This is a genomic window from Shewanella sp. SG41-4 (assembly GCF_014164505.1).
Taxonomy (GTDB): Bacteria; Pseudomonadota; Gammaproteobacteria; order Enterobacterales; family Shewanellaceae; genus Shewanella.
In genome coordinates this window covers 1-12033 of record NZ_JACJFI010000119.1, presented here as the reverse complement: position 1 = coordinate 12033, position 12033 = coordinate 1, and the positions used below count along the sequence as shown (strand labels likewise).

13 protein-coding genes are annotated in these 12033 nt (G+C 42.9%); all 13 read right to left on the bottom strand.

The genetic code is table 11. The features are described 5' to 3' along the window. Positions 1-125: flagellin N-terminal helical domain-containing protein (locus tag H5202_RS12160; RefSeq protein WP_443019401.1), on the bottom strand; the 125-nt coding region annotated here is incomplete at its 3' end. Between the two features lie 128 nt (positions 126-253). Beyond that, complete coding sequence (gene flgL / locus H5202_RS12155) at positions 254-1474, bottom strand: flagellar hook-associated protein FlgL (protein WP_182772308.1); 1221 nt, start codon at positions 1472-1474, stop codon at positions 254-256. 10 nt (positions 1475-1484) lie between these two features. Beyond that, positions 1485-3413 carry a flagellar hook-associated protein FlgK gene (gene flgK / locus H5202_RS12150; protein ID WP_182772307.1) on the bottom strand — a complete coding sequence of 643 codons (1929 nt, stop codon included), beginning with the start codon at positions 3411-3413 and terminating at the stop codon, positions 1485-1487. Next, complete coding sequence (gene flgJ / locus H5202_RS12145) at positions 3413-4570, bottom strand: flagellar assembly peptidoglycan hydrolase FlgJ (protein ID WP_182772306.1); 1158 nt, start codon at positions 4568-4570, stop codon at positions 3413-3415. Before flgJ ends, flgK begins: the two co-directional genes overlap by 1 nt. A gap of 17 nt (positions 4571-4587) precedes the next feature. Next, positions 4588-5694 carry a flagellar basal body P-ring protein FlgI gene (locus H5202_RS12140; protein WP_182772305.1) on the bottom strand — a complete coding sequence of 369 codons (1107 nt, stop codon included), beginning with the start codon at positions 5692-5694 and terminating at the stop codon, positions 4588-4590. Positions 5695-5704: 10 nt separating this feature from the next. Continuing rightward, positions 5705-6379 (bottom strand): flagellar basal body L-ring protein FlgH, encoded by a 675-nt coding sequence (flgH, locus tag H5202_RS12135; protein WP_182772304.1) that lies wholly within the window; start codon positions 6377-6379, stop codon positions 5705-5707. 9 nt (positions 6380-6388) lie between these two features. Further along, complete coding sequence (gene flgG / locus H5202_RS12130; RefSeq protein ID WP_182772303.1) at positions 6389-7177, bottom strand: flagellar basal-body rod protein FlgG; 789 nt, start codon at positions 7175-7177, stop codon at positions 6389-6391. A gap of 11 nt (positions 7178-7188) precedes the next feature. Next, the gene (flgF, locus tag H5202_RS12125; protein WP_182772302.1) at positions 7189-7932 is read right to left on the bottom strand and encodes a flagellar basal-body rod protein FlgF; all 744 of its coding nucleotides are present in this window, start codon (positions 7930-7932) and stop codon (positions 7189-7191) included. 292 nt (positions 7933-8224) lie between these two features. Next, positions 8225-9604, bottom strand: coding sequence for a flagellar hook protein FlgE (gene flgE / locus H5202_RS12120; protein ID WP_182772301.1), 1380 nt, complete (start codon positions 9602-9604; stop codon positions 8225-8227). 60 nt (positions 9605-9664) lie between these two features. Then, a complete protein-coding gene (gene flgD, locus H5202_RS12115; protein ID WP_182772300.1) occupies positions 9665-10450 on the bottom strand; it encodes a flagellar hook assembly protein FlgD in 786 nt (261 codons plus the stop codon). A 23-nt stretch (positions 10451-10473) separates the two neighbouring features. After that, positions 10474-10890: a flagellar basal body rod protein FlgC gene (gene flgC, locus H5202_RS12110; RefSeq protein WP_182772299.1), complete on the bottom strand. Its 417-nt coding sequence runs from the start codon at positions 10888-10890 to the stop codon at positions 10474-10476. 2 nt (positions 10891-10892) lie between these two features. Beyond that, a complete protein-coding gene (gene flgB / locus H5202_RS12105; RefSeq protein ID WP_182772298.1) occupies positions 10893-11291 on the bottom strand; it encodes a flagellar basal body rod protein FlgB in 399 nt (132 codons plus the stop codon). Positions 11292-11427: 136 nt separating this feature from the next. Then, positions 11428-12033, bottom strand: a 606-nt coding sequence (locus H5202_RS12100) for a CheR family methyltransferase (protein ID WP_182772297.1), incomplete at its 5' end; no start/stop codon positions are given.

The following is a 12033-nucleotide window of genomic DNA, read 5'->3' as shown; positions in this document are numbered from 1 at the left end:
TTAGCGCTGTTGATGCGCAAACCTGAAGCTAAACGCTCCATCGATGTAGCAGTATTGCTTTGTGCTTTGTTTAAGTTGCCCTGCGCTTTCATTGATGTGACGTTGGTATTAACTGAAATAGCCATATGTAAAATTCCTCTTCTTAGTTGAACGCCAAGACTTGGAGCTTGGCTAAACGGTTAATCATTAAACTGTTACTTTTTATAAGAGCCTTTTTATAAAAGACCTTATATCAATACAAACTTAAAACGTTTTATATATAGTCAAACAAACTGGTCGAACTTACTTTGCTGAACAAACTCGATGCTGCGCTGAGTGCGACTTGTTGCTTTTCAAATTCGGTAATTGCCGAGGCAAAATCTAAATCTTCTAACTTTGATAGAGCCGAGGTGTTAATCAACTTTTCATCAGTATGATTATCGCTATACTGCTGCAGCACTTTCAGGCTGTTGCCGGTTAAGCTACGTTGCTGACTCATTTGATTGACGCCACTATCAATGTTATTCAAGAGCTGTGCCAACTCTGACTGACCAGCAGGTGTTTGTGCATCGTCACCACTTTCAAATAATGCGATAGCCTTGCTGAAAGTGTCGAATATACTGACTTCGGCGACTTCATTGATGCTGAAACTATCGCCAGCTTTAGGGGTTCCATTTATGGTTACTTCAATATCGTTTACCTTTACCGGCAGAGACGCGTCAAAAGCGGTTAATGGTGCGACACTTATTGCCGGAACAGCACTGTTGAAGACTTCAACATTTGTGCCGCCAGTACCGTTATCGGTAAAAACAAACTGATATACATCAACCACATGCGGTACCGCTGGTATTTGCGGCACAATTTTGGCGCTAGAGACAACAAAGTCGCCTTGCTGTGTTGACGAATAATTGACGCCATAATCGCCCATCGCATTGGGTGCATTCATAAAGGCGGCGTCGCCTGGCACATTGGTATTAACTTGTACCCCTGCAGCAACATTGCTTTTACGAATACCGGAGTCACCGCTGTAAACCACATCACCATTATTATCAAAAGCAAAAGGTGCATTGTTGGTTTTATTGCCTGCAAAAATATAATTACCCGATTCGTCTTTGGTATTGGCAATGGACATTAATTGTTCAAGACTTTGACGCATGTCATCGGCAATCACTTGCCGCTCGGCGGAAGTCATGCTGCCGTTAATGCCGCGAAGCACAGACTCTTTCATGCTGCCAACTAACGTATCGGCTTGACCTAACTGACTTTCGGCTTGTTGAATGTGACTAGTGGCGTAATCAATGTTTTTAATAAATTGATTTATTAAGGTATTTTTTTGCTTTAAGTTATCAATACCAATAGCCGCAACAGGATCGTCACCTGCAGTATTAACCTTTTTGCCACTATCAATTTGCGCCATGATGGTGTTGGTGGCAGATTGCTTATTTAATATGCTATTGGTGTTTTGTTGAAACATCTGTCCGGTAGAAATTCTCATGATGTATCTCCTAGCGAACCGAGCTGAATAAAGTATCGAAAATGGTTTGTGCTGTGGTCATAATTCTGGCGGCTGCTTGATAAGATTGTTGAAAGCGCAATAAGTTTGCTGCTTCTTCATCAAGGTTGACGCCAGATTCGCTTTGCACCCGGGTACTCGCTTGTTGATATATTGCCGTCGCCGAGCCCACGCGCACTTCAGCAGACTTAGTTTGGCTACCAATATCTAATTTAGTATTTTCAAACACGCTGGTTAAGGTGCCAGTGCCGTTATTCATCAATTTGGTGTCCGACAGCTTAGCCATTTCAACGGCATTACTGTTGTCGCCTTCGGCAAATGCTAAATCAAACGTGAATGTATCGGTAACACCAGCAGTGGATTGATCGTCAATTTCGAAACTAAAACCAAAACCCGTATTAATTTGTGGTGGAGTAAATGCGGTTGGACCACCAACGCTCGTACCAGCGGCATTAAAAACTTCAAAAGTTTTTATAGCGGTATTGGTATTAACTCGAACCGATAGTTCACTTCCTGTAACCGGGAAGTTAGCGTCGGCACGATTAATGGCATTCACTTTTACCGCTAACTCACCAGAGTTGGTTGTATTTTGCGTAATTTGAGGCCCTGCAGCAGCAATGCCTTTAGGGTCGGTCATCACTACTTTTAAGCCGGCTGCAGCACCCGCCGTTGGGCGTATATCAAATTTATCGCCATCCGCTATTGGGCCGCCGGCAACATTAATGCTAAAACCTGCACTACTTGTTAGTTGAGTACCCGATAATGTTAAGTTTGATACTTTTCCGGTTTGGTTATCTGTTAATTGGTAACCATTCGCTGTGGTAAAACTTAGTTGGTAGGTGCTTCCTGACAATGCGCCCACATCGTCAATATTGACCGACATGGCTGCCGTACCGCTATTAGTAGAATTACTTCCCGCACGACCAGATGCCATTAATGGGTCGTTAATATCACGAAAAATATCGCTACCAACATCACCATTTAAATCAAAACCTTTAGACTGCATTTCGTTAAAGGTGTCTGCAATGCCTAACGCTAATTGGCCGAGTTCAGTGCTGGCCGGTAATAAGGTGTCGTCTCTAAATGAAAATAAGGCGCCAAGTTGGCCGCCCAATTTAGACGGATCAACATTAAGGGTTTTGTCACCAATAGAAGCATTAATGCGTGGTTCATTTGGATAAGGGTCGCCGGTACTGATGCCCATCGACATCGACACTTCACCTGACACCAACATTACTGAGCCGCCCAACATAATTGACTTTGCACCAGTATCTAACGCAATAACATTAACCTGAGCATACTGGCTGAGCTCTAAAATGAGGGCATCTTGCTTGTCTAGTACTTGGCTGTCTTGGTCTTGAGATTTCATCAACTCTAAATTGATGTTGCCTAGCTCTTTACTGATTTCATTTATACGAGTGGTAATTGATTCTATTTGGTTATTGGTTTGTTTTGTTTGGCCATCAAGTTGTGATTGCATTTGATTTAAGCCAATGGCCAACTGCTGCGCAGAACTTAAGCTGTTTGTACGAATACCAAGATCTGTCGGTAAATCGGCCACACTATTAATGCTAGCAAAAAAGTTGTTTAGATTTTCTGGCACCATTTTGCCAATTTGAGAATAAATCTCATCTAACTCACTTAACTTATTGTAAGACGTTTCAGCCGCACTCATGCTGGTTTGGCCGATGCGTAATTCACGTGCAGCAAATTCGTTATAAACACGTTTAACATCGGACACATACGTACCAGTGCCATAAAAACTATTGCCCAAGCGTTGTGATTCTGTGGTTGCCTGAGTGGCAACTTGACGGTTGTAACCTTCAGTATTAGCATTAGCGATGTTATTACTGGTCACCCCTAACTGAGCTTGAGATGCTTGAACGCCTGTGCGAGCGATATTGAGTAAGTCAATCGACATTATTTAGTCTCCACAGGTAATATAGATTTAAGGCCTTCTTTAACCGACTTCATCACATTGATGACTTTATTGGCATATTGAGGGTCTGTGGCGTAGCCGGCTTTTTGCAACGCTTTAATAAATTGAGTTGGCTCGCTGGCAACTTTACGTGCATCCTGATAACGATCGCCTTGGCTAATAAATGACACAAAGTCATTAAAGCTCTGTTCAAGGTTGTCATACATTCTGAAATCCGCTTTTTGTTGCACCGCAATGCCCTTTTCAAATTCCAATGTATTGACTGAGGTTTTATCACCTTGCCAACGCTTGTCTGCTTTAATATTAAACAGGTTATGACTCATGGTGCCGTCGTTACGGCGTACCACTTTTTGGCCCCAACCGGTTTCTAACGCGGACTGGGCAATTAATACCTCTGCTGAGGTGCCTAACGATTTAGCCGCTTTTTCAGCATGGGGATACAAGACTGAAATAAAATGTTCTGGGCTGGTAAATTGACTCACTGCAATGCCTTTAGCTTTAGGTACTGCAACATCTGTTTGCGGCAATACCTTGCCTACTTGTACTGCTTGACTGGCTAATTGCTCACCGCGTAATACGCTGTTTAATTGTTCACCGTCTAGCACATTAGTAAGTTGGGCTGACATTGGTCGCATCGATTCGGCGCTATCTATAACAGAATGGGCTGTAACAGAATGTCCGATAACAGAATGCGATGCGGCTATTTGATCTTTTGGCGCAATAATATCGAGAGTGTCTTTATCTAACTCTGTTGCTGGAGCAACAAACATACTTGGGTTAACTTTATAATCACTATTGCCACGTAATACCGATGCTGGCGTAATAGGGCTATCATCTGGGTCTAATTGCTGCACCATCATTTCAGCCAGCCCCAACATGCCTTTATTGGATAAATCGACTGACATTTGCTGATCGCGCATTTGTTCAAAAAACGCAGTGGTTTCACTGTTCATTGGATTGTCTGACTTAAACGCGGCATTAGCATCTCGCATGCTTTTCATTAGCATTTGAATAAAAATACCTTCAAATTGCTTAGCCGCTTCTTTAAGTGCCCCCTTCTCGTCTTTCTGGGCTTGGACACGAAGTGAATCTAGTCCTCCTAGATCCAGAAAGTTCGATGAAGCTGACAACTTTTCCATAGTCATTCCGACAATAATTAGATGATGATAAGTTCACCATGCAAAGCGCCTGCCATCTTTAACGCTTCGAGTATGGCAAGTACGTCTGATGGTGCTGCGCCCACTAAATTCACGGCTCTTACGAGTTCGTCAAGTGTGGTACCTGGATTAAACATAAACATACGACGATCTTTTTCTGACACATCAATCGTACTGTTAGTAGTTACAACCGTATCACCACCCGCTAATGCATTGGGTTGTGACACTTGTGTGGCTTCAGCAATGGTGACGGTTAATCCGCCGTGAGTGACAGCTGCGGGTAATAACTTGACGTTTTGGCCAACCACTATGGTGCCGGTACGTGAGTTAACAATCACTTTGGCTGATTCTTCTGCTGGTATAACTTCAATGTTTTCTAATACCGATAAAAACGACACCCGCTGTGATGCATCGCGTGGCGCGCTCACTTGAATAGAAGTGGCGTCAATGGCCTTTGCCATGTCTGGACCCAGTAAATCGTTAATCGCATCTGCGGTACGTTTGGCTGTTGAAAAATCTGAGCGACGTAAATTAAAGGTAAGGTAATCACCACTCGCAAACGGACTAATAACACTGCGCTCAACAATGGCACCACCTGGGATACGGCCAACCGTAGGGGTATTTTGAATCACCAATGAGCCATCAAGTCCTTCGGCACTAAAACCACTCACAATTAAACTGCCTTGAGCAATGGCATACACATTGCCATCGACCCCTTTTAGGAAGGTTTGTAATAAAGTACCGCCACGTAAACTTTTTGCTTCGCCTAAACTTGACACGGTAATGTCAAGATTTTGACCCGGCTTAATAAAGGCAGGCATTTCGGCATGCACAGCAACGACAGCGACGTTCTTTGAATTTGGACGAACAGAGTCTGGTAAATTAATGCCGAAATTTTTGAGCATGGTTCTGAAAGTTTGTTCGGTATAACGGGTTTTTTCCCCGGTACCTGGCAAACCGACCACCAAGCCATAACCGACTAATTGGTTACTTCGCACCCCTTGAATACTGGCGATGTCTTTAATCCGTTCTGCATGTGCTGGCGCGGTTAGCATTAATATTGATGCGACTATCGATACAGCCGACGCAATCAGTTTAATTTTCATGCATTACTCCTTAAAAAGGCCACCAGTCACTCATAAAGAATGAACTCAGCCAACCGACTTTTTGGGAGTCAGCAAACGTACCGGTACCGCTATACTGAATACGAGCGTTAGCCACTCGTGTCGAATCGATTGTATTGTCTGGATTAATGTCTTCGCTGCGGATCATTCCGGTGACGCGAATAAACTCATCACCGTTGTTAATTGAAATCCATTTTTCGCCGCGGATCACCAAGTTGCCGTTACTGAGCACCTGGATGATATTGGCCGAAATACTGCCATCTAAACTGTTAGATTGATCGGCGTCAGATTCGCGCTTGGTATTCATGCTGTCGGAGTAACCCAAATCAATTGGGACGCCACTGATGGAAATATTTTTACCGCCGGCATAAACGGGCTCTACGCTTAAATCTGAGCCTTTTTTGATTTCGTTATTAGCGCTTTTTGACGCTTGTGTTGACTCTTTTAAGGTGACGGTAATAATGTCGCCGACGCGATGCGCACGAATATCGGAATACAAGCTTGATGCTTGGCTATCAAGATAAATAGATCCCGTTGGCGCCACCTGCGTCGGAACGGTATCTGGGTATACCGGCGCATAAAAAGGGTCATCAGCAATCGGTTTCTTGGCTGTAGAACTACAACCAACCAATAACACTACTGAGGCTAACGCGATGTATTTAATCATGTTAGCTCCTTAGAGATTCTGATTAATATAAGACAGCATCTGATCAACTGCCGAAATAACTTTAGAGTTCATCTCGTAAATACGTTGACCTTGAATAAGGTTGACCAATTCTTCTGTTACATTCACGTTTGAGGTTTCTAGTGCCCCTTGGCGAATAGAACCTAAACCGTTTTGCGATGCAGTACCTTGAATAGGTGTGCCACTTGCACCTGTTTCGGTATACAAGTTTTGTCCTAATGGGTCTAAACCTGACGGATTAATAAAATCGGTCATGGTTAACTGGCCAATAACCTGACTGGCAGCAGTACCTGGTGTTTGCACTGACACTTCGCCAGATGCTGATACCGTAATACTGGTGGAGTCGTCTGGGATGGTAATCGGCGGTTGCACCACATAACCTGAACCAGGAGTTACAATTTGACCGGTATCATCTAAGCTAAACTGGCCATTACGTGTGTAGGCTGCTGTACCATCAGGCATTTGCACTTCAAAAAAGCCCGAACCTTCAATCATTAAATCTAATGAATTATCGGTAGTCAGCATGTTGCCTTGGGTAAACATTTTTTGGGTAGCAACAACTTTAGTACCCGCACCAATGTTTAAACCATTAGGTAACTTACTGTTGTCTGAGCTAATGCCACCGGCCTGATTAACCGTTTGATAAAGTAAGTCTTCAAATACCGCACGACTTTTCTTAAACCCAACAGTGCTGGCGTTGGCCACGTTATTCGAAATAACGGCAATGTTAGTTTGCTGGGCATCGACACCGGTTTTACTTATCCATAACGCTGGATGCATAATAATTACTCCTAACTAATTCTCATCAAGGAAGTGGACGCTCGATCAATTTCTTCAGCGTTCTTCATCATTTTGACTTGCATTTCGTATTGACGTTGAATATCAATCATGGCGACCATTTCATGCACTGAGTTAACATTACTGCCTTCAACCGCACCGCTTTCAACTTGAACGTCGGGGTCGTTTGGTGCATTGCCACCCGCAGTAAGGCGAAACAAACCATCTTCACCGCGCATTAGGTTTTCGTTACCTGGATTAACTAATTTAATCCTCGCGACCTCTTCTATCACTTCAGCGGTTGCTCCCTGCGGACGTACTGAAATAATACCGTTGGCGGAAATTTCTATTTTCTCAACCGGGATAGGTAACACAATCGGACCCGAAGTTCCCATTACCGGACGGTTACTGCTATTTAACAACATGCCTGTACTGTCAATTTTTAAACTGCCCGCACGGGTGTATCCTTCAGAACCATCTGCCGCTTGCACTGCAAGCCAGCCATCACCCTTAACCGCAATATCAAGTTCGCGACCCGTGGTTTTAATCGGACCACCGTTAAAATTACTGCCTGGGCTTTCCATCATCGAAAATACCCGAGTAGGTAAACCTTCACCAAATGCCTGCATTGAACGGGCTTGGACCATGTCTGCTTTAAATCCATCAGTATTGGCGTTAGCAAGATTGTTCGCACTCACTGCTAGGGCATTCATCCCCTGCTTTGCGCCACTCATGGCAATATAAAGAAATTTGTCCATTTTTTGCTCCGTCAATCTTTCTGCAAAAACACTATATACACAGAACAAGCAAGCATCATGCCAATGGGGTAGTCGGTGTTTTTAGATACAGTAATCAACTGAAATTGAATAAGAAAAATAAATAATGAGTCACGGTGGGTGTCAAAAAACAATCAATCAACACTAGAGAGGTATTAACGAGGAGTCACAAGGAGTAATGAGGAGTGACAAAAAGAAGGATAAAGGCAAGGTGTTGCCGTAAACGGCAACACCTATTATTACATAAGCATAAATTTATACTGTAAGCGTAAAATTAGCGGATCTGTAATATCGTTTGATTTAAGGTATTGTTGACTTCAAGCGTACGTGAGTTAGCTTGGAAGTTACGCTGAGCTGAGATTAAATCAACCAGCTCTGTGGTTAAATCAACGTTTGATTGCTCAAGCGCAGAAGATTCTATAAAACCAAATGTACCACTATTGGCCTCTCCCGCTAATGCTGCACCTGAATCGATACTGGCTTTCCAAGACGTGTTACCCACCTGAGTGAGTCCTTGCTCATTGGCAAAACGCACCAAGGCTACTCGCGATAACGGCACCGTTGAGCCATTACTGTAGCTTGCGGTCACTAAACCATCAGCGCCAATACCTACGTTAGTCAATCGGCCAACGGTAGTACCATCTTGGGCTAATTTATTCACTTCAAACGGAGAAGCATACTGGGTTGGATTATCAAACTTTATATTAAGAGTTTGAGTACCATCGGCCCCAGGGCCTAAAGCATTTGCACCCGCAGTGCCTAATGGCTCAGTGATAATCGAAGCTGGGTTACTGCCTATATTAGCACCTACTGAGTTAAAGGTAAGCACTGCACCCGACCATACACCTCCTAATCCATCGGGATCAGCAGCTTCTGCCAATGCACTACCATCTTTGGTGCCATCATCATTGGTATCTGTTTCATAACTGCCAGCAACAGTCGTGTCGACAGGCTTTCCATCGACCGCATAAAAAGCGACCCAATTACTTTCGCCAGTATATGAACCCTGCTCAGGCTTAATAAAGTAACTGGTCATAATATGTGACTCACCTAGCGAATCATAAATCGTCACCGAGGTGGAATTATTAAAGGTGTCAGAATCATTAGGATTAAACTTAGCTGGATCTAATACATTCTCTCCCACATTATGATTCATCTGTAGTATTTTAACGTTTGACGATTTTACTGGGCTACCCGCTGTATCTGGGATCTGAATGGGTTTGGTGGTGGTTAAGCTTACCGACGTTGAATTACCATCTGCATCCACGGGAAAACCTTGTAAAAAGTTACCTGCTGAGTCAACCATGTAATTGCCTGAATCAACTTTAAATGCACCCGCACGGGTAAATGACTGATCTTTGGTCTCTAATTCTGACGAGGTAACAAAGAACCCCCCACCTCTTATCGCCATATCTAGCGAGTTACTGGTAAATTGCAAGCTACCTTCATGAAACTGTTGCGCAACTTGTGAGGTGGTGGCACCGCCGCCTACTGCGGTTTTACCGTTGGAAAAAATAGAATTAGCATACACATCAGCAAACTCTGCTCGAGACTCTTTAAAACCAATAGTATTGACGTTGGCGATGTTATTCGCGGTTGTATTTAAGTCTTTTTGCGCGGCAGCAATACCACTCAGTGCGATATTAAATGACATGTTTCACCTCTCACAATTAATTCATTTATGATGACAGCCAACTGTTTGTTGATGGCCGTATTATGTTTCAGATACTGCGAGTACGTCAGATAACTTAATTCCACCTACTCCACGCAAATTCAAAATAGCGCCTGTCGCCACAGTGCCCAATGACACACTGGTAACATGGGCATAAGTCGATACGGCTAAATCTTCCGACGTTCCGTCCACTTTACCGCTAGCCTTAATGGCATAATTACCGGCTTCTGCAGGTTGGCCATTTTTATCTAAACCATCCCACGTCACATCAACATTACCGCCTTTACTGCCATCAATATTAAAGCTCTTAATCAACTGACCCGACTCATCTTCAATTCTGACCGAAATAGATTCGATGGTTGATGGCGTACTGATCACCCCTTTAATTTCCGAGTTTTCAGTAGAAATAGCCCCAGTATCAGAAGGAATAAGCACTTTACGGCCCACTAAACCAGAAGCTTGCAAGGCTTGGCTAGAACTCATCACAGTATTGAGGTTAAGAATTTCATCATTAAGATTTGAAATACCATCGACTGTGGAAAATGATGCCATTTGGGCAATCATTTGATCATTATCAACCGGTTTAAAGGGATCTTGCATCGACAGCTGTTGACTGAGTAAAGCAAAGAAATCCTCTTGCTTTAACATCTGATCTTTTGCTTCAGGTATCGCACTTTCTTCAGATAAGCGAATTCCGTCAAGATAAGGATTACCTGTGGTCGTGGTGGTCGTATTTGCCTGCACAGAATTTTTGGTTGTAGCACTTGTGTTTGAAGCACTACTGGACTGTTGCGGTAAAGACTGACTGTAAGAGTTAACGAGGCTCATTGTTACCTCCTTGAATAATCATACTATTTACCCATCCTTAACGTCTGTTGCAACATAGACTTAGTTGCATCAGCCACCTGAACGTTCATTTGATAAGAGCGTGATGCAGAAATCATATCGGCCATTTCTTCCATCACGTTGACATTAGGCTTGTAGATAAAACCATCACCATCTGCCATCGGATGGTCTGGTGAGTATTCTTTTAATAATGGTTTGTCACTTTCGACAATGCCTTTAACCGTTACGCCAGGCGAACTGTTTTGTTGGCTACTGGCTTTTAGCATTTCAGCTTCAAAAACAGGATGACGCGCACGGTAGGTTTTATCGACACTGCTAGACACAGAATCAGCATTGGCAATATTACTGGCGGTGGTATTCAAACGCACTGACTGCGCAGACATACCTGAACCAGAAACATTAAAAATATTAAATAAACTCATGATTAATCACCTCGCAATGCTTTACGCATGCCATTAAATTTTCCCTCAAGAAAGCCTAATGACATTTGATATTCGAGCGCATTTTGCATAAATGCTGCTTGTTCTTTCTGCGTATCGACAGTATTACCATCGCCAGTATCGGCCTGATTTGGCATACGATATTGAACATGCTGCTGACTTAACGCCGCTAAATCAAAATGTTTCTCTGTAGTTTGGCTCATGCTCAAGCCTTTCTGATGCGAGCTTGCCGCTTGCATAGCAGATGCAAAATTGACATCTCGAGCTTTATAATGAGGAGTATTGGCATTGGCGATATTACTTGAAATCACTTCTGCTCTTTGAGCTCGAACGCCCAATGAATATTGGTGAACACCTAATGCATTATCGAAATTAATCGCCATAAAATTGCCTCCATCAGCTAACTGATAGAAATAAAGCAAAGGTTATGCCAACAATTTAATTTACCAACGAATAAAAGATAAAAACAAACATGCCGACGAATGCCGGCATGATAAATCGAGTAAGCCATTATATTATCTAGGTTTTCTTTTGATAATAAATCCCAGGATTGCAGCGAACCATATTAAACTCTTCGGTTAACCCCGCAAGAGATTCTGACGCACCCAAAAATAAAATACCTTTAGGATTAAGTGCGGCAGCAAATTGCCGCAAAATTTTAGCCTTTGCATCAGGAGCAAAGTAAATCAATACATTGCGGCAAAAAATAATATCGTATTTACCTAATAAGCTATAACTTTCAAGTAAATTGTGTGCTCTAAAGTTAACTAAACGCTTCACATTATCTTTAACTTTCATATTGCCAGAAGGTAAAGCATCAAAAAACTGACGTTTACGTTCTTCAGACAAACCACGTGCAAGCGCTAAACCATCATATTCAGCGTTTTTACAACGTTCTAACATAGACGGTGATAAGTCAGTTGCCTGAATCGTCGCGCCTCCTGGTAAAGTACCGGGTTTACGTTGTTGGTATTCCAACACTGTCATGGCCAATGAGTAAGGTTCTTGGCCTGAAGAACATGCAGCCGACCATATTTTTAATGGTCTGCCAAGCTTACTGTATTCAGGCAATAAACTATTGTGCAGTAATTCAAATGGATAACGATCTCGAAACCATAACGTTTC